Annotated in this window: 18 protein-coding genes and 1 riboswitch; of the genes, 9 read left to right on the forward strand and 9 right to left on the reverse strand. The window is 70.8% G+C overall.

Annotated features, from left to right (window positions below; translation table 11 throughout):
- The first annotated feature begins 157 nt into the window (after positions 1-157).
- From ACWGJ2_RS18695 to ACWGJ2_RS18710, 4 genes are all read left to right on the forward strand, one after another.
- Entirely contained in the window at positions 158-925 is a 768-nt protein-coding gene (locus ACWGJ2_RS18695; protein ID WP_453347211.1) for an enoyl-CoA hydratase/isomerase family protein, read from the forward strand.
- Positions 926-1,273: 348 nt separating this feature from the next.
- Positions 1,274-1,777, forward strand: coding sequence for an ATP-binding protein (locus ACWGJ2_RS18700; RefSeq protein ID WP_453347265.1), 504 nt, complete (start codon positions 1,274-1,276; stop codon positions 1,775-1,777).
- Positions 1,778-1,955: 178 nt separating this feature from the next.
- Positions 1,956-2,612, forward strand: a complete 657-nt coding sequence (locus ACWGJ2_RS18705; RefSeq protein WP_453347212.1) for an ADP-ribosyltransferase — start codon at positions 1,956-1,958, stop codon at positions 2,610-2,612.
- Between the two features lie 125 nt (positions 2,613-2,737).
- A complete protein-coding gene (locus ACWGJ2_RS18710; RefSeq protein ID WP_453347213.1) occupies positions 2,738-3,196 on the forward strand; it encodes a hypothetical protein in 459 nt (152 codons plus the stop codon).
- 170 nt (positions 3,197-3,366) lie between these two features.
- Here ACWGJ2_RS18710 and ACWGJ2_RS18715 read toward each other — a convergent pair whose 3' ends face one another.
- From ACWGJ2_RS18715 to ACWGJ2_RS18730, 4 genes are all read right to left on the reverse strand, one after another.
- Positions 3,367-3,777, reverse strand: coding sequence for a rodlin (locus tag ACWGJ2_RS18715; protein WP_453347214.1), 411 nt, complete (start codon positions 3,775-3,777; stop codon positions 3,367-3,369).
- A gap of 310 nt (positions 3,778-4,087) precedes the next feature.
- A complete protein-coding gene (locus ACWGJ2_RS18720; protein WP_453347215.1) occupies positions 4,088-4,423 on the reverse strand; it encodes a hypothetical protein in 336 nt (111 codons plus the stop codon).
- Between the two features lie 334 nt (positions 4,424-4,757).
- Positions 4,758-4,991, reverse strand: a complete 234-nt coding sequence (locus ACWGJ2_RS18725; protein ID WP_453347216.1) for a chaplin — start codon at positions 4,989-4,991, stop codon at positions 4,758-4,760.
- Between the two features lie 318 nt (positions 4,992-5,309).
- The gene (locus ACWGJ2_RS18730) at positions 5,310-5,711 is read right to left on the reverse strand and encodes a rodlin (RefSeq protein ID WP_453347217.1); all 402 of its coding nucleotides are present in this window, start codon (positions 5,709-5,711) and stop codon (positions 5,310-5,312) included.
- 282 nt (positions 5,712-5,993) lie between these two features.
- On the opposite strand from ACWGJ2_RS18730, the gene ACWGJ2_RS18735 reads away from it, so the two are divergent.
- Both ACWGJ2_RS18735 and ACWGJ2_RS18740 read left to right on the forward strand, forming a co-directional pair.
- Positions 5,994-6,233: a chaplin gene (locus tag ACWGJ2_RS18735; protein ID WP_453347218.1), complete on the forward strand. Its 240-nt coding sequence runs from the start codon at positions 5,994-5,996 to the stop codon at positions 6,231-6,233.
- Between the two features lie 289 nt (positions 6,234-6,522).
- The gene (locus tag ACWGJ2_RS18740) at positions 6,523-7,464 is read left to right on the forward strand and encodes a D-alanyl-D-alanine carboxypeptidase family protein (protein WP_453347219.1); all 942 of its coding nucleotides are present in this window, start codon (positions 6,523-6,525) and stop codon (positions 7,462-7,464) included.
- A gap of 104 nt (positions 7,465-7,568) precedes the next feature.
- Here the strand turns inward: ACWGJ2_RS18740 and ACWGJ2_RS18745 are convergent, their stop codons facing one another.
- From ACWGJ2_RS18745 to gcvT, 4 genes are all read right to left on the reverse strand, one after another.
- Complete coding sequence (locus tag ACWGJ2_RS18745) at positions 7,569-8,951, reverse strand: L-serine ammonia-lyase (RefSeq protein ID WP_453347220.1); 1,383 nt, start codon at positions 8,949-8,951, stop codon at positions 7,569-7,571.
- Between the two features lie 113 nt (positions 8,952-9,064).
- Positions 9,065-10,351, reverse strand: coding sequence for a serine hydroxymethyltransferase (glyA, locus tag ACWGJ2_RS18750; RefSeq protein WP_453347221.1), 1,287 nt, complete (start codon positions 10,349-10,351; stop codon positions 9,065-9,067).
- Between the two features lie 57 nt (positions 10,352-10,408).
- Positions 10,409-10,789 carry a glycine cleavage system protein GcvH gene (gcvH, locus tag ACWGJ2_RS18755; RefSeq protein ID WP_453347222.1) on the reverse strand — a complete coding sequence of 127 codons (381 nt, stop codon included), beginning with the start codon at positions 10,787-10,789 and terminating at the stop codon, positions 10,409-10,411.
- 210 nt (positions 10,790-10,999) lie between these two features.
- Positions 11,000-12,127: a glycine cleavage system aminomethyltransferase GcvT gene (gene gcvT, locus ACWGJ2_RS18760; protein ID WP_453347223.1), complete on the reverse strand. Its 1,128-nt coding sequence runs from the start codon at positions 12,125-12,127 to the stop codon at positions 11,000-11,002.
- A gap of 143 nt (positions 12,128-12,270) precedes the next feature.
- Positions 12,271-12,404: riboswitch (glycine riboswitch) on the reverse strand.
- Positions 12,405-12,590: 186 nt separating this feature from the next.
- Here gcvT and ACWGJ2_RS18765 point away from each other — a divergent pair.
- Positions 12,591-13,271, forward strand: coding sequence for an AAA family ATPase (locus ACWGJ2_RS18765; protein WP_453347224.1), 681 nt, complete (start codon positions 12,591-12,593; stop codon positions 13,269-13,271).
- Positions 13,272-13,486: 215 nt separating this feature from the next.
- Here ACWGJ2_RS18765 and ACWGJ2_RS18770 read toward each other — a convergent pair whose 3' ends face one another.
- Positions 13,487-15,076, reverse strand: coding sequence for a hypothetical protein (locus ACWGJ2_RS18770; protein WP_453347225.1), 1,590 nt, complete (start codon positions 15,074-15,076; stop codon positions 13,487-13,489).
- Between the two features lie 306 nt (positions 15,077-15,382).
- On the opposite strand from ACWGJ2_RS18770, the gene ACWGJ2_RS18775 reads away from it, so the two are divergent.
- Both ACWGJ2_RS18775 and ACWGJ2_RS18780 read left to right on the forward strand, forming a co-directional pair.
- Complete coding sequence (locus tag ACWGJ2_RS18775) at positions 15,383-16,156, forward strand: enhanced serine sensitivity protein SseB (RefSeq protein WP_453347226.1); 774 nt, start codon at positions 15,383-15,385, stop codon at positions 16,154-16,156.
- 156 nt (positions 16,157-16,312) lie between these two features.
- The gene (locus ACWGJ2_RS18780) at positions 16,313-17,086 is read left to right on the forward strand and encodes an enhanced serine sensitivity protein SseB C-terminal domain-containing protein (RefSeq protein WP_453347227.1); all 774 of its coding nucleotides are present in this window, start codon (positions 16,313-16,315) and stop codon (positions 17,084-17,086) included.
- Positions 17,087-17,110: the final 24 nt, after the last annotated feature.

A 17,110-nucleotide genomic window follows, 5' to 3' on the forward strand; every position in this document is an offset into this window, starting at 1 on the left:
CGGCCCCGGCGGTGTGGTCCCCGGGTGTGGGGTGGTTCCGGGGCCCCCGGGGGGCTGCCGCGGGTTCGGGGGGGCGCGGGTTGGGGGTGCGCCCCCCCGCGCCCCCGCCGCGCGCAGCACAGGTCACGGTGCGCGTAACGGCCGTTAACCTTCCCCCATGACTGTGAACCTTGAGGTCGCCGAGGGCGTCGCCACCCTCCGTCTGGACCGTCCCCCGATGAACGCGCTGGACACCGCCACCCAGGACCGGCTGCGCGAACTGGCAGCCGAGGTCACCGACAGGGACGACGTACGGGCCGTCGTCCTGCACGGCGGCGAGAAGGTGTTCGCGGCGGGCGCGGACATCAAGGAGATGCAGGCCATGGACCACGCGGCCATGGTCGTACGGTCCAGGGCGCTCCAGGACTCCTTCACCGCCGTCGCGCGCATCCCCAAGCCCGTCGTCGCCGCCGTCAACGGCTACGCGCTGGGCGGCGGCTGCGAACTGGCGCTGTGCGCCGACATCCGCGTCGCGGGCGAGAAGGCCAAGCTCGGACAGCCCGAGATCCTGCTCGGCCTCATCCCCGGAGCGGGCGGCACCCAGCGCCTCGCCCGGCTGATCGGCCCCTCCCGCGCCAAGGACCTCATCTTCACCGGCCGCCAGGTGAAGGCCGACGAGGCGCTGGCGCTGGGCCTCGTGGACCGCGTGGTGCCCGACGCCGAGGTGTACGAGCAGGCGCACGCCTGGGCTGCGCGGCTCGCCGCAGGTCCGGCGCTGGCGCTGCGCGCGGCCAAGGAGGCCGTCGACACCGGTCTGGAGACGGACATCGACACGGGCCTCACCGTGGAGCGCACCTGGTTCGCCGGGCTCTTCGCGACCGAGGACCGTGAGACGGGGATGCGCAGCTTCGTGGAGGAGGGCCCGGGGAAGGCGAAGTTCCGCTGAGCCGAGGGCGCTTGCCGCAGGCATGAGGGCGGTGCGCGCGGGGCCGTGGCGCGGTGGCCGATGGCGCCGGGCAACCCTCCGGACGGGTGGGGTGGTTGGGGGTGGCGTGGAACGCGCCGCCCACGCGCCCCGCCTTGTGGGGGACTGAGCTACGGCTTAAATGAGCCTTAAGGGAAGCCCGTTCGTGGCGCCTTGTGATCACGGGTGCACACATCGTCATCCCTGGTCGCGCGGCACTGTCCGCTCCTTCACTGCCCTCGGCATATGCCTCGGCCGGGTGACGGATGGGGAGATTTCGCGACCGCGGATCCCCGCGAACGGACCCGCGAGCCCCACGGGGCCGCCATGATGGTGGCCATGGCGGGACAGGGAGATGTGGCGAGCGTGACCGACTGGGTTCCTGACGGCCCGAGTGAGCCGACGGGAGGTGAGCGCGCCAGCAGGGTCTTCGATCTGGTGGGCGATCCGACGGTGGCCGAGGTGTGCCTGCCCAACCGTCCCGAGTCCGCCGGCACCGCGCGCCAGCTCACCCAGGCCGTGCTCCAGTCGAGCTGGGCGCTGCCGTCCCAGTTGACCGAGCACGCCGTCCTCCTCGTCTCGGAGCTGGTCGGCAACGCGGTACGGCACACCGGCGCCCATGTCTTCGGCATCCGCATGCTGCGCCGCCGGGGCTGGATCCGCGTCGAGATCCGCGACCCGTCCCGCGGCCTCCCCTGTCTGCTCCCCGTCCACGAACTCGACACGAGCGGACGCGGTCTCTTCCTCGTCGACACCCTCTCCGACCGCTGGGGCGTCGATCTGCTGCCGCGCGGCAAGACGACGTGGTTCGAGATGCGGGTCGCCGACCACTGAGCGTCCCGCCGCTGCCGCTCGCTGTTGCCGCTCGCCGCTGCCGCGGCCGCCCGCTGCCGATGTCGCCCCGCCGCTGACGTCGCCGTCCGCCGCTGACGCCGCCGACGCCGCGCGGGACACGCCGCCGATCGGGTGACGGTGCCCAACTGGGGCCGCGCGAGGGGCGATTCTCCTGCTCGTGACGACTACTCGTATCCGCGGCCGTGTCGCCGCCGCCGTACTGACCCTGGCCGCCCTCCTCACCCCGGCCGCCGCAGCGGCCTCCCCCGGGTCTCCGGGGGCCGCGTCCGCCGCGCCGGACAAGTCCACGGCGGCGCCGTCCGCCACGTCGAAGAAGGCCGCCAAGCCCTCCTCCTGCCCCGTGGTCAGCGACCGCCTCCACGCCGCCGCGACGCGCGACGTCGACCTCGGCCGCATCACCCCGAAGCCGCACTACCGCACCACCTGCCAGCAGCTCTACCGCTCCGACGGCCGCCCGCCGTCGGTCATCTTCGCCGAGGGCTTCCAGCCCAGGGATACGAAGAACGGGCAGTACGACCTGGAGGCGTACGTGCTGAAGAACCAGCACTCGCCCTTCGTCAGCACCAGCTACGACCACGACCTCTACAAGAGCTGGCGTCCGGGCTACAACTACTACATCGACGCACCCGGCGGCATCGACGTGAACAAGACCATCGGCGACGACCACAAGTACGCGAGCCAGGTGGAGGTCGCGTTCCCCGGTGGTATCGACAACGACTTCATCGTGGGCGCCTGCCCCGTCGACAAGGAGAAGCGCGTCGAGATCATGTCGGAGTGCGTCGACAACCCCTCCTACGACCCCTGGCGCAACTGACCGGCGCGGCAGCGGGGTCATATCGTAAGCAAAGGGGTGGCATTGGGACGACAGGGCCACAATGGACTACCGTGTGCGATGGAACGGTTACACATGGTTTCTCTCATTCGCACCTGGTGGTGGTCGTGGCTTCCCGCGCATCTCGCACGTCGTCCTACACACAGCGCGCCCTGTTGCGCGCAGGTCTGGTGGCCGCCGCCGCCGGTGCCGCACTCGGTGCCGGCGGCGCGGCCACCGCGAGCGCGGACTCCCCCTCGGCGGCGCCCGCCTCCTCGGGCGACTCCGGGGCCACGGGCGAGGAGGAGTCCTCGCTGTCGGCGGCGGTCGGGGGGCTCGGCGAGGCCGGCGTGCAAGGGGTGCGGGGCGCGCACGAGGGCCTCGGTGGCTCCATCGGCGCGGTCAAGCGGCTCCAGCTCGACCCCCTGGCCAACACCGGCTCGGACCCGCTCGACAACGGAGTCGTCACCCAGGTCGCGGACTTCCGCCCCATCAGCACCCGCACGGTCACCGGCCCGATCACCCGCGGCGACTCCCTCTCGGAGCTGCCGCTCGTGGGCCCGGTGACGAAGGTGCTGCCCGGCTGACCTCTCCGGCCGCACCGCCCCACCCACGTCGAACGGCGCGGTGAGCGGTCCCGTACGCGACTTCCGTACGGAACCGTCCACCGCGCCGTTCGCGCGTCTGATCCCACAGGCGGACAGCACACGGCCCGGGACGAGCGCACTCGTCCCGGGCCGGGGTGACGGTCAGGCTGTCAGCGGTTGTTCTTGCCGTTGCCCGAGAGGATCGGGATGTCCTGCAAGATGTGCGAGAGCGGCTCGTCACCCTTGGCCTGGGTGGAGTTCTCGGTGCACTGCTGGTTCTGCGGGGAGGACAGGATGTTGATGTCCTGGACCGTGATCGGCACCAGGCCGACGAGGGAGCCGAGGTTGGCCTTCGCGGGCAGGGCGATGCAGGGCTTGTTGAGCGAGCCCTGGATCAGCGCGAACTGCGGGCTCCAGTTGCCGTGAGTGGCGGAGTTGCCGTACGTCTGCGCCGCGCCGTTGCCGTTGACCGAAGTGGTGCCCTGGTCGTCACCCACCGCCATGGCCTGCGGGGCCGTCATGGCCGAGACACCGGCGATGGAGACGGCGACGGTGGCCGTCGACAGAATCTTCTTGATCACTTTTTACCCTTCATATGACGTGCGGGCATCCCGACCCGGGACACCGTGCCTAACTCCCGCACCTGCGGTAAGTTCTTCCGATTCACCTGAACGGTGTTGGACCGGGCCGTTCAGGAGGCGGCCGGATTCTGGAGGAAGAAAACCGGCGGAAATCACCGAGGGCGGTTCCCTGGCGCACGTCGGTCCGGTCGGGAATTCTCGAACGGTGGAGGGTCGACAGCGACGCTGAAGTCGCTTCCGGCCAGGCCGCGTGCGCCGACGGGCGCGGCCCGGGGAGAAATTCCCCGCGTGCGGTGAACCGACGGGAGAGTCAGCGACCGAGCGGGAGGCCGCCGAGCAGCTTCTTGCCCAGCTTTTCGTCCGAGTCGGAGCTGAGCAGGGTCTTCTTCTCGCCCTTGGCCGTGCTCTTGGGGGCGCCCTTGGCCGCTCCTTCGGTGGCTCCCTTGGTCGCGCCCTTGGTCGCACCCTCGACAGTGCCCACGACATTGTCGATCTGGGGGCCGGGCTTGCTCAGGGCGTCCGAAATACCGCCGTTGAGGCTGAACTGGGGACCTGTCGGGGCGCTGTCACCGGCGAAGGCGGGCGCCGCCGCACCCAGGGCCATCATCGAACCGGCGACGACTGCGGCTGTCTTCGCGTGCTTCATGCGGGGTTACTCCCAGAATAGTTGCGTGTTGCCTGTGGCTGAAAGCCTGACTGCCCGGGCGAATCAGTCCGCGCCCGTTGCTCCGTCTTCGATGGTGATAACGACTGCACCGGCCAACGGAAACTGCGGAACTCCGGGTTCGGTCCAGAGCCACCCGAAAGATGGGATCCTGGGCACAGAGAGGCGAGTTCGGCAATGCCGCGCAGGGAAAACCGGGCGGGGAAACGTCGTTCAGGGATACGCAGGGACGGAAAACGATGGGGCCTCGGTGTGCGGGAATCGCACTCCGAGGCCCCATCGGCAAGGCGCTCTCCTGCGCTTCGGCGCGGGAACGTCAGTCGTTCACGCAGGTGTTGCCGAAAGCCGGGTTCAGGATGCCGATGATGTCGATGGTGTTGCCGCAGAGGTTCACCGGCAGGTGGATCGGAACCTCCAGCACATTGCCGGACAGGACGCCGGGGGAGCCGGTGGCGCTGCCCTGGGCACCCGAGTCGGCGAACGCCGGAGCGGCAGTGCCCACGGCCATGAGGGTGCCGGCCGCGACAGCGGCGGTCTTCGTGTACTTCACTTTTTCAGCCCTTTCCGCAGCGGGGTGGGTTCGGTCACGGCCTTCGTGCCTGTAGGGCGCTGGATCGCGCCCGGAACTCCGCTGCCGGTATTCGTAACGATCGCCGCATGTGTACGGCACGAGAAAGAGGAGGGAGCGTCGGCTAACTCGCCCGTGCGGCCCAACAGTTCGGAAACCAGTAGGACTAATCGTCATCCGATTGTTTCCACCGGACGGATTACCGTATGAATGGCTCATCCGAAGGTCGAATGCCCGAAGGGCCGCGCACGGCAAAGGCCCGGGCCGGTTCCGGGTGGCCCGGGCCTCTTCCGGTGGGCGTCAGCGGTTGCCGGCGCCGTTGGCCGAGAGCACCGCCAGGTCGTCCAGAATGTGGGAGAGCGGCTCGTCGCCCTTCGCCTGGGTGGAGTTCTCGGTGCACTGCTGGTCCTGCGGGGAGGACAGGACATTGATGTCCTGGACCGTGATCGGGATCAGGCCGACGAGGGAGCCGAGGTTGGCCTCGATCGGAATGCCCAGGCAGGGCTTGTTGAGCGAGCCCTGGACCAGGCTGTTCTGCGGGCTCCAGTTGCCGTGGGTGCCGGAGTTGCCGAAGGACGACTCAGCACCGTTGCCGTTGACCGAGGTGGTGCCCTGGTCGTTACCGGTCGCCATGGCCGACGGGGCCGCCACGCCGACAATGGCGGTAGCCACAGCGGCTGCGGCGAGAGCGTTCTTGATCATGATTCACCCTTCTGGAAGTGGAGCCCCAACTGCGGAGCGAACTGACCAACTCGTGACCCTCGGTTTGGTTCCGCACGTTCACCCGTATGACACGGATACATCGGCTAATCCCGTTGAGCTGCATGCGTGTTTCGGGGGGCGGGCCCTGGCGTGCCGGTTACGCCGGTTACACCAATCGAAGGAAAAAGCGGGCTTTTGGCTAACCAGCGCGGACTCCGCCCGTTTATCAGGGCACGGTGTCAAATAGGGGCCGTCGAGTATCCATCTGGAGGAGTACGCTCCATGAACGCTGCCAAGAAGGCCGTCCTGGTCCTCGCCTCGGCCGGCATGGCCGCCGGTGCCGCTGCCGGCACCGCCGCCGCCGACAGCGGTGCGCAGGGTGCCGCGGCCAATTCGCCGGGCGTGCTCTCGGGCAACGCGGTTCAGCTCCCGATCCACATCGGGGCGCAGGTCTGTGGCAACACCATCGACATCATCGGCCTGCTGAACCCCGCTTTCGGCAATACCTGCGTGAACGACTGATCCGCCGATCCGTCGGCGCGTCAGCGCCAGTGAAGGGCCCCGCTGCCAGCGGGGCCTTTTTGCTTGTCCGGCGCGGACGGGGCCACTGGAGGCGCCGGGGACACCGGGGCATGTGGGGGCGCGGTGAAGAGGGCTCCTCGGGATCTCTCCAGGGGGCAGTGGGACGCGCGTGAACTCGGGGCCGTTTGCCCGCGTCTACCTGTAGGGGCCACATTTTATGTTTGACCCGTCGGTCCCTCCGGTGCACCACTGTTCCCCCACACGCAACGCAGATACGGAGCGTTACTCCTTGACTGCAAGAACCACAAGCAAGCGCAAGATATCCAAGCGCAAGATCATCATCGCCGCCTGCACGGGCGGCGCGCTGCTGGCCGTCTCCCCCCTCGTCGCGCAGGCCGCAGCACCGCCCCCGCCCACCGTCGCCGCCAAGGGCGCGGCGCTGCTGGACGCTGAGAGCGGCGAGAAGGTCTTCGGCAAGGCCGACAACACCGCGCGCCCGCTGGCCAGCACCACGAAGCTCGCGGTCGCCTCGGTCGTGCTCGACACCAAGGGCGTGAACCTGGAGCAGCAGGTTCCCGTCAAGCAGGAGTACCGCGACTACGTGACGGAGCACGAGGCCAGCACCGCTGACCTCCAGACCGGCGACAAGGTCACCGTCAACCAGTTGCTCTACGCGGCCCTCCTGCCCTCCGGCGCCGACGCGGCCTACGCGCTCGCCGACACCTTCGGCGAGGGCGACACCCCCGCCGAGCGCAGCGAGTCCTTCATCGGCAAGATGAACAAGAAGGCCGACGACCTCGGGCTCACCAAGACCGAGTTCAAGACCTTCGCCGGGATCAGCAAGAAGGACGTCAGCACTCCGCTCGAGCTGGCCAAGCTGGCCAAGCACAACATGGAGAACGCCACGTTCCGCGAGGTCGTCAAGACCAAGGAGTACAAGGGCGACGCCCCGGCCGAGAACGGTGGCACCCGCCACTACACCTGGACGAACACCAACCAGCTTCTCGGCTCCTACAAGGGCGTCGTCGGCATCAAGACCGGCACGACCACCCCGGCGGGACCCTGCCTGGTGTTCGCGGCCACCCGTGACGGCAAGACCCTCGTCGGCACCATCCAGAACAGCAAGGACCGGTACGCCGACGCGGCGAAGATCCTGGACTACGGGTTCGACTCCGACTCCGCGGAGGACATGAAGCTCCGCAAGCTCCCCTCGGGCGCCCAGACCGACTGATCTCCGAGTCCGCCCGACCTGACGCACGGGGGCGCGGCCACCACGACCTGGTGTCCGCGCCCCTTCGGCGTGTCAGGGGAGGCCCAGCCCCCCTCAGTGCCCCGTCAGCACTCGATGACGTTCACCGCGAGCCCGCCCCGAGCCGTTTCCTTGTACTTCGTCTTCATGTCGGCCCCCGTGTCGCGCATCGTCTTGATGGCCTTGTCGAGGGAGACGTGGTGGCGGCCGTCGCCGCGGAGGGACATGCGGGCCGCCGTGACCGCCTTGACCGCGGCCATGCCGTTGCGTTCGATGCAGGGGATCTGGACGAGGCCGCCGACGGGGTCGCAGGTCAGGCCCAGGTTGTGCTCGATGCCGATCTCGGCCGCGTTCTCCACCTGCTCCGGGCTGCCGCCCAGGATCTCCGCGAGGCCCGCAGCCGCCATGGAGCAGGCCGAGCCGACCTCACCCTGGCAGCCGACCTCGGCGCCGGAGATGGAGGCGTTCTCCTTGAAGAGCATGCCGATGGCGCCCGCGGTCAGCAGGAAGCGGACGACGGTGTCCTCGTCGGTGCCGGGAACGAAGTTCATGGCGTAGTGCAGCACGGCCGGGATGATGCCGGCGGCGCCGTTGGTGGGCGCGGTGACGACCCGGCCGCCCGCCGCGTTCTCCTCGTTGACCGCCATCGCGTAGAGGGTGATCCACTCCATGGCGTGCGCCTCGGGGTTCCCCTCGGCGCGCAGCTGGCGGGCCGAGGTGGCGGCGCGGCGGCGCACCTTCAGGCCGCCCGGAAGGATGCCCTCCTGGCCCAGGCCGCGGGCCACGCACGCGCGCATCACGTGCCAGATCTCCAGCAGCCCCTCGCGGATCTCCTCCTCCGTGCGCCACGCCTTCTCGTTCTCCAGCATCAGCCCGGAGACCGAGAGGCCCGTCTCGCGGGTGAGCCGCAGCAGTTCGTCGCCCGTGCGGAACGGGTGCTTCAGCGCCGTGTCGTCGAGCTTGATGCGGTCCTCGCCGACGGCGTCCTCGTCGACGACGAAGCCGCCGCCCACCGAGTAGTAGGTCTTCTCCAGCAGCGGCGCGCCCGATTCGTCGTAGGCGAAGAGCGTCATGCCGTTGGCGTGGTACGGCAGGGAGCGGCGGCGGTGCAGGATCAGCTCCGTCGAGGCGTCGAAGGCGATCTCGTGCGCGTCGCCTATCTCGGCGGCCAGCAGCCGCAGCCGCTTGGTCTGCTTGATGTGCGCCACGCGCTCGTCGGCCGTGGTCACGTCCACCGAGCGCGGCGACTCGCCCTCCAGGCCGAGCAGGACCGCCTTGGGCGTGCCGTGCCCGTGGCCCGTCGCGCCGAGGGAGCCGTACAGCTCGGCCCGTACGGACGAGGTGTGCGCGAGCAGCCCCTCGTTCTTGAGGCGGCGGGCGAACATCCGCGCCGCGCGCATCGGGCCCACGGTGTGTGAGCTGGAGGGGCCTATACCGATCGAGAACAGATCGAAGACGGAGATGGCCATGGTGACGGACTCCCTCGTGGGGGTTGGTGGTGCGCGGGGGCGCCCCGCGGGGTGGGCGGGGGCGCCCCCGTGGTGGCCGGTGGCCAGGGGCCGGTTGGCCGGTGGCCGCTGTGTTACTTGTCCTTGCCCTTGCCCAGGTCCGGGTAGAGCGGGTGCTTCTCGGCGAGGGCCGTGACGCGCGCGGAGAGCGCCTTGGCCTTGGCCTCGTCGAAGGAGGGCAGCAGGGTCTCGGCGATGATGTCCGCGACCTCGCGGAAGTCGTCCTCGCCGAAGCCGCGGGTGGCCAGCGCCGGGGTGCCGATCCGCAGCCCCGAGGTGACCATCGGCGGGCGCGGGTCGTTCGGGACGGCGTTGCGGTTGACGGTGATGCCGACCTCGTGGAGGCGGTCCTCGGCCTGCTGGCCGTCCAGCTCGCTGTCCCGCAGGTCGACGAGGACGAGGTGGACGTCGGTGCCGCCGGAGAGCACGGAGACCCCCGCGCCGACGGTGTCCTCACGCAGCAGGCGCTCCGCGAGGATGTGGGCGCCCGCGAGGGTGCGCTGCTGGCGCTCCTTGAACTCGTCGCTGGCGGCGATCTTGAAGGAGACGGCCTTCGCGGCGATGACGTGCTCCAGCGGCCCGCCCTGCTGGCCCGGGAAGACCGCGGAGTTGATCTTCTTCGCGTACTCCTTCTTGGAGAGGATCACGCCACCGCGCGGACCGCCGAGGGTCTTGTGCGTGGTGGTGGTGACCACGTCCGCGTACGGGACGGGGGAGGGGTGCAGACCCGCGGCCACCAGCCCGGCGAAGTGCGCCATGTCCACCATGAGCAGGGCGCCGACCTCGTCGGCGATGCGGCGGAAGGCGGCGAAGTCGAGCTGGCGCGGGTAGGCGGACCAGCCCGCGACGATCATCTGCGGGCGGTGCTCCTTGGCGAGCCGCTCGACCTCCTCCATGTCGACCAGGCTCGTGGTCCCGTCGACGTGGTAGGGGACGACGTTGTAGAGCTTGCCGGAGAAGTTGATCTTCATGCCGTGCGTGAGGTGACCACCGTGCGCCAGGTCCAGGCCCATGATGGTGTCGCCCGGCTTGAGCAGCGCGAACATCGCGGCGGCGTTCGCGGAGGCGCCGGAGTGCGGCTGGACGTTGGCCGCCTCGGCGCCGAACAGGGCCTTGATGCGGTCGCGGGCGATGTCCTCGACGACGTCGACGTACTCGCAGCCGCCGTAGTAGCGGCGCCCGGGGTAGCCCTCGGCGTACTTGTTCGTCAGGACGGAGCCCTGGGCCTCCAGCGAGGCGACGGGGGCGAAGTTCTCCGACGCGATCATCTCGAGGGTGGACTGCTGGCGGTGAAGCTCGGAGTCGACGGCGGCGGCGACGTCCGGGTCCACCTCGTGGAGAGAACCATTCAAAAGCGACATGAAACCATCCCTGTTGGCACGGCTGGGGGTGGGTGGGCGGGAGACGGGCAGAGCAGCTCAGCTTCCGGCGGCGAAGGCGGTGTACTCCTCGGCGGAGAGCAGGTCGTCCGGCTCCTCCGAGACCTTCACCTTGAACAGCCAGCCGCCTTCGAAGGGCGCCGAGTTCACCAGTGCCGGGTCGTCCACGACGTCCTGGTTGATCTCGGTGATCTCGCCGGAGACCGGTGCGTACAGGTCGCTCACGGACTTGGTCGACTCCAGTTCGCCGCAGGGCTCGCCCGCGGTGACCGCGTCGCCGACCTCAGGGAGCTGGACGAAGACGACGTCGCCGAGTGCCTCGGCGGCGTGCGCCGTGATCCCGACCGTCGAGACGCCGTCCTCGGCGGCCGACAGCCACTCGTGCTCCTTGCTGTAGCGAAGCTGCTGGGGGTTGCTCATGGTGCGATTCTCCTGGATGAGAGGGGTGCGGGGGAAAACGGTCTTGGAAGATGGGACGAGTTCCACAGCGCGGGCGCCCGCACGGGCCGGAGCGCGGGCGCCCGCACGGGCCGACGCGGGGTGCGTGCCGACGGGTGCCCGTACGGCGGTGGCGCGTCCGCTCCCGGAGTGCGCCTCCGTCCGCCGGTGGCGGGCCCGTGACGGGTGGTTTCAGCGCTGCCTCTTGTAGAAGGGCAGCGCGACCACCTCGTACGGCTCGTGGGAACCGCGGATGTCCACCGCGACCCCCTTGGTGCCCGGCTCCGCGTGCGCGGCGTCCACGTAGGCGATGGCGATCGGCTTGCCGAGGGTCGGGGAGGGGGCCCCTGAGGTGACCTCGCCGATCACCTCGCCCTCGGCCGAGACCACCCCGTACCCCGCGCGCGGCACCCGGCGCCCCTCGGCGATCAGGCCGACCAGCTTGCGCGGCGGGCTGTTCCGCGCCCGCTCGGCCGCCGCCTCCAGGGGCTCGCGGCCGACGAAACGTCCCTCGTTCGTCGTCTTCTCGAACTTCACCGTCCGGCCGAGACCCGCGTCGAAGGGCGTGGTCGACGTGCTCAGCTCGTGCCCGTACAGCGGCATCCCCGCTTCCAGGCGCAGCGTGTCCCGGCAGCTCAGGCCGCACGGCACGAGCCCCGCGCCGGAGCCCGCCTCCGTCAGCGCCTCCCACACGGCGACGGCGTCACCGGGCGCGACGAACAGCTCGAAGCCGTCCTCGCCGGTGTAGCCCGTACGGGCGATGAGCGCGTCCTTGCCCGCGACCGTGCCCGGCAGGCCCGCGTAGTACTTCAGCCCGTCCAGATCGGCGTCGGTCAGCGTCCGCAGGATGCCGACGGCCTCGGGGCCCTGGACCGCGAGCAGCGCGTAGGCGTCGCGGTCGTCGCGCACCTCGGCGCCGAAGCCCTCGGCGCGCGCGGTGAGCGCGTCCAGGACCACCTGCGCGTTGGCCGCGTTGGCGACGACCATGTAGGTGTCCTCGCCGGTGCGGTAGACGATCAGATCGTCGAGGATGCCGCCGTCCTCGTCGCAGATCATGGTGTAGCGGGCGCGGCCGACGGCGACCGCCGACAGGTTGCCGACCAGCGAGTAGTCCAGCAGCGCCCCGGCGTCCCGGCCCGTGACGGTGATCTCACCCATGTGGGAGAGGTCGAACAGGCCCGCGCGAGTGCGGACGGCGTTGTGTTCGTCACGCTCGCTGCCGTAGCGCAGCGGCATGTCCCAGCCCGCGAAGTCGGTCATCGTCGCGCCGAGCGCGCGATGAGTGGCGTCGAGTGCGGTCTTACGAGGGGTGTCGCTCATGTCAGTCAGGCTCCAGGGGCAAGTGACCGGATGTCCTCCCCATCTGTCATCGGAACCTGAGAGGTTCGCCAGGAGCCCGTTACCGTGGGCCTCGGCTTGCACCTTGGGTGGAGCCGCGCGGCGGCTCGCTTTTCAGATCTGCCTCATCCTGTGCGGTATCGGGGCCTGAGAGATTCAAGGGAGGACTTGCTCCTTCGGCGCCCCGTGGACGCCGCCTCCGTGCACACTGTGCGAGGGGCGGACGGCGTACGGACGGGGACTCTCCCGCGCGGATTCAAGCGGCCGTTATGGAGTTGGCCCGCACATCATGGCACGGCGCGGGTACCCGTGGTGCTCCTGGCGGGGAAGCAATCGTCTTGAACCGCATTACCTTTTCTTGACACTCTCGGGGAAAGCCGCGGTGGAGCGCCGGGGGCCCGGGGGAGGCCCCCGGGAAACGCAGGTATCCGGGGAGGGCGATCAGGTGGGCAGTCTGCGCAGTGCTTACGCGACGGTGACCGCGACGGTCACGGGGGGCGGAGCGGGAGGCGGTGCGGGTGCGGTGGTGCCCGCGCAGGCCCCCGTGCCCGTCCTGGAGCGGGATCTGCGCGGCACCGCCGCCAGACGCACGCTGCGCTTCGCGGCGGGTGACCTGGTCGTGGTCTCGGGACTGCCGGGCAGCGGCAAGTCGACGCTGATCCGGCGCACGGTGGCTCTCCACGACACCGTCAGCAGGATCGACTCGCAGGACACCAGGGAGCGCTGGGAGGCCAGGCTGCCCGGCTGGCTGCCCTACGGCGTCTACCGTCCCCTGGTCCGCCTCGCGCACTACGCGGGGCTGCGGCGGGCGCTGGCCTCGGGCGCGAGCGTCGTCGTGCACGACTGCGGGACGCAGGGCTGGGTGCGCGGCTGGCTGGCCAGGGACGCGCGGCGGCGCGGCAGAGGGCTGCACCTGGTGCTCCTCGACGTGCCGCCCGTGGTCGCCCTGGAGGGCCAGGCCGAGCGCGGCCGCGGCGTCTCCGGGTACGCCTTCGCCCGGCACCGCAGGGCCGTGGGCCGCCTGATAGCGCAGGCGGAGGCAGGGCGGGTGCCCGAGGGCTGCTCCTCGGTCGTGCTGCTGGACCGGGAGGCGGCGGCTGCGCTGCGCGGGGTGGCGTTCGAGTAGGGGCGAGCCAAGGCACGTAGGGGACGAGCAGGGGCACGGTTCGGGGTGCTTTCCGGGTCCGCTTCGGGGATGCGTCCGGGGCGTGTTCCGGCGTGTTCCGGGGCGTACCAAGGCGTGCGCGGTGCCCCGCACGCGCGCGGCCCGTCACCGCTCAGCGGTGACGGGCCGCGCACGGGGACAGAGCGCGCGGTCGCCCGCGCCCTCGTGTGGGTGCGTCAGAACGCCGGGGTGTGGCCCATGTGCAGGATCGGGGCCTTCGGCGACTTGGGGGCCTTGTCGCCCTCTGCGGCCTCGGCACGCTTGGCGCCCTTGGCCTCCGGCATCGGCGCCGCCTTCGGCAGCCCCTTCAGGTCGGGCTCGGGCAGCGCCCCGCCCAGGGCGACGCTGGCCAGCACGTTGACGGTGGAGGTGAGCATGGTTCTCGCCTCGTTGGTGACCTTGCGCTCGTCGCCGGAGGACGCGGCCCTCAGGAACCCGTCGACCTTGGAGCGCAACTGGGTGCTCGCCTTGAGCGTCAGTCTGCTCCCCTCCGAGGGGCGGTCGGCCGCTCGCGTGCCGCTCTTCCGCACCGGGAGCGCCTGCTCCTGCTCAGGGCCCTGCTGCTGCTGAGTGTCCTGCGGCTTCGGCTGGTCCTGCTTCGGCTGGTGCTCCGGCGCCTCCTTCTCCCGCTCCGGCTGCGCCTGCTGCTTCCGCTCGGGCTGCTGCTCCGGCCGCTGTTCCGGCTTCTGCTCGGGCTTCGGTGCCTCCTGGCGCGGTTCCTGGGCGTTCTGCTGCTGCTCCGGCTGCTCCGGCTGCTCCGGCTGCTTCTGCTCGGGCCGGGGCTTCTCCTGCGGCTTCTGCTCCTGCGGCTTCTGCTGTTGGGGCTTTTCCTGGGGCTTCTCCTGCTGTCCGGGCTGGGGCTGGTCCTGCTGGGGCTTCTCCTGCTGGTCCTGCTGACCCGGCTGGGGCGGGGTCTCCTTCTGGGGGTTCTCGTCCCGCGGCTGCTGGGGGTCGGGCCGCTGGGACCTGGTCCGCTGGAGCTCGGCCAGCCCGTCCTTGACGGCCTTGCCCATTCTCTGGAGGTCCGCCTCGTTGTGCTTGGCCTTCGGGTCCTTGAGCACCGTGTTCAGTACTCGGCCCACCGGCACGATGACGTTGCCGGTGTCGCCGACCAGCTCGCTCTGCCGGGCCAGCTCACCGGCGCCGCGCAGCCCCGAGGGCGTGGGGGCCTCCAGTGCGCGGGGCGCGGTGGCCGCCCCGGGCCCCTGCTGGGTCCCGGACAGCTTCGGCAGGCCCTTGAGGTCGGCGGCGGGCAGCCGCCCGTCGGAGAGGCCGCCCGCCATCACGTTGACGGCGCCGGTCAGGGTGGCCTTCACGGCGCCGGACGTCCGCTGCCTGTCGCCGGCCGCGGACGCCTTGAGCAGCGCGTCGACGCGGGTACGGAGGTCCTCGGCGGCCTTCAGGGTCATGTCCGAGGGGGCCTGGGCGCGGTGGGAGCCGGTGGCCTGCTTCGCCGCCGCGGCCTTCTTCAGCGTGCTGATCGCCTTCCCGACCTCGGCCGAGTGCTCCTTGGCCTCGTTCTGGGGGAGCTTGCCGTTCTTGGCCTGGAGTACCCCGTCCACGAGGTTCGAGACGGGAGTGAGGAGGCCGCCGATGTTCTTGAGGGCTTCGACCTGCGGAATGAGCGCCGACGACGACCCCGGCGCGGGCGGGGCCCCCTCGTGGCGGGGGCCATGATCGAAGGCGGCGGCCGTGCCGGCCCCGAGGGCCAGCGAGCCGGTGAGAGCGGCGGCGATGCCCGCCGCCGCGGTCTTGCTGAGACGCATGGGAGATTCCTCCGTTAGGTACCGACATAGGTCGATAGGGACGAGAACCACCCTTCGAGGGTTGGGTGCGCTCCGCAACTGGACGGTCGCCATACGTGAGCATCCGGGTTACGGGTCTCGCGCTGCCCCCTCGCGCCTTCCCTCTGCCTGCGCCTCCCCTGCGCCTCCCCCGCGCCTCCCCCGCGCCTCCCCCGCGCCTCCCGTGCCGCCCGGTACCGTCCGGCTCGCGGTGCTCCGTCCCCCTTGCCTCGTCGCTTCCGGCGCCTCCCCGACGCAGCTCAGAGGGCCGCGGCTAGGGTTGCCCCCATGACCTTTCCGCAGCAGTACGGACCGGGCCACGGTGGAGGCTGGCCCGGGAACGAGCTGGAGGAAACCCTCGCGGCCTCCCTCCAAGTGCCCCACGCGGGCGCCCGGCTGCTGGAGGTGCTCGGGCGCAGCAGCGTCTGGGTGCCGCTGCCCGAGGGCGGCGGGCCCGACAGCCCGAACCTCGATCTGCCGACGATCCAGCTCGAAGGGGCTCCCTACGTCCCCGTCTTCAGCTCGGAGCAGCAGTTCCTCCAGGTCGTGGGCTCGCACATGTCCTTCACCGTCGCGCCCGCGCGCGAGTTCGCGCGCGGCCTGCCGCCGCAGGTGGGCATCGCCGTGAACCCCGAGGGCACCGTCGGCATGCCGCTGCCTCCCGAGGCCGTCGCCGAACTGTGCGCGAACACCCCCTCGGAGCAGGCCGCCTGGGGCGTGGCGCGCGGTGCCCGGGTCAGGCTCTTCGAGCCCGACTGGCAGGACGAGCCGGTGGACTTCCTCGGCGCCGCCGCGGGCGAGTTCGCGGTGCTGCCCTCTCTCCGTACGGCCAGACGCGCCCTCGCCAGCACCGAGGGCGAGCCGCCCTCGCTCTTCGTCGGCGTCGAACTGGACCTGCTGGACCCCGAATCCCGCCAGGCAGCGCACGACGCGCTGGGCAGGGCGCTGGGCAGGGCCCCCGTGAAGTGGCCCGTGCAGCTCGTCCTGCTGGATGCCGCGCAGGACCCGGTGGTGGAGTGGATGCGCCAGTGCGTGCGGCCCTTCTACACGCGGGAGACCTAGCCCGGAGCTGCCGGGACGAAAAACGCGCGAGCCGGATAACCGGGGCCCGAGTACGGGGACTCATGTCGTATCCGGCTCGTAAGCTGGTTTGATGACGGGGCGGGGCGCACGAGCGTGCCCGGAGCGGGTGACCGATGCGGGAGAAGGGGCGGCTACGTGAGCGCGGGAGGCAGTGTCGAACAGTTGCTGAAGCAGGTGTCGCCGGGCCGGTTCGACACCTACGAGGCGCTGCTGGACGTGCTCGCCGACAGCCAGATGTGGATGCTGCTCTGGACAGGGCAGGCGGGCTCGCCCGACGCGCAGTACGGGAACATGGAGGTGGCCGGTTACGGCTACGCGCCGTGTGTCACCTCGGCGCAGGAGCTGGCCGCCTCCGGCTGGAACCGCGCGCACGAGGTGGTGACGGGGCGCGAGATCGCCACGGCCCTCTTCCCCGAGCGCTGGGGGATCTGGCTGAATCCGCACGCACCGGGCGGCGGCGTCGGCATCCCCTGGCTGGACCTGCGGCGCATCGCCACAGGGCTCGACCGCCTCCCGGCAGGACCCCTGCGCATCTCCGAACCGGCCCTGGAAATCCCGCAGTTCTACGCCCTGCTGACCCACAACGCGCACCGCACACCCGCCGTGCGCTCGCTGCGCCGCTGCTGGGTGCAGCCCGCTCTGGGCGCCCCGTATCTGGCCATCGGGCTCGATCTGTACGACGGCGCCGAGTCCTCCGTCGAAGCGGTCCGGCAGATGATGCGGCAGTCGGTGTCGGCGGTGCCCGAGGGGCTGCCGGTCTCCAGCGTCTCCATGGCGGACGATTTCGACCCCGTCGCGATGTGGCTGCGCCGCAATTCGCGGCCGTTCTTCGACCGCGACGCGCCGCACGCGGGCGCGGCTCCGACGGCGGCCCCCGGCTTCGGATACGGGTACCCCAGGCCGTACTGATACGGGTGCCCCCGGCCGTTCTTC

The organism is Streptomyces sp. NPDC054796, from assembly GCF_053611545.1.

Coding starts and splice junctions, on each gene's coding strand:
- ACWGJ2_RS18695 (WP_453347211.1), top strand. CDS start 158: ATGACTGTGAACCTTGAGGTCGCCGAGGGCGTCGCCACCCTCCGTCTG.
- ACWGJ2_RS18700 (WP_453347265.1), top strand. CDS start 1,274: ATGGTGGCCATGGCGGGACAGGGAGATGTGGCGAGCGTGACCGACTGG.
- ACWGJ2_RS18720 (WP_453347215.1), bottom strand. CDS start 4,423: ATGAAGCACGCGAAGACAGCCGCAGTCGTCGCCGGTTCGATGATGGCC.
- ACWGJ2_RS18730 (WP_453347217.1), bottom strand. CDS start 5,711: ATGATCAAGAACGCTCTCGCCGCAGCCGCTGTGGCTACCGCCATTGTC.
- ACWGJ2_RS18735 (WP_453347218.1), top strand. CDS start 5,994: ATGAACGCTGCCAAGAAGGCCGTCCTGGTCCTCGCCTCGGCCGGCATG.
- ACWGJ2_RS18745 (WP_453347220.1), bottom strand. CDS start 8,951: ATGGCCATCTCCGTCTTCGATCTGTTCTCGATCGGTATAGGCCCCTCC.
- glyA (WP_453347221.1), bottom strand. CDS start 10,351: ATGTCGCTTTTGAATGGTTCTCTCCACGAGGTGGACCCGGACGTCGCC.
- gcvH (WP_453347222.1), bottom strand. CDS start 10,789: ATGAGCAACCCCCAGCAGCTTCGCTACAGCAAGGAGCACGAGTGGCTG.
- gcvT (WP_453347223.1), bottom strand. CDS start 12,127: ATGAGCGACACCCCTCGTAAGACCGCACTCGACGCCACTCATCGCGCG.
- ACWGJ2_RS18770 (WP_453347225.1), bottom strand. CDS start 15,076: ATGCGTCTCAGCAAGACCGCGGCGGCGGGCATCGCCGCCGCTCTCACC.
- ACWGJ2_RS18775 (WP_453347226.1), top strand. CDS start 15,383: ATGACCTTTCCGCAGCAGTACGGACCGGGCCACGGTGGAGGCTGGCCC.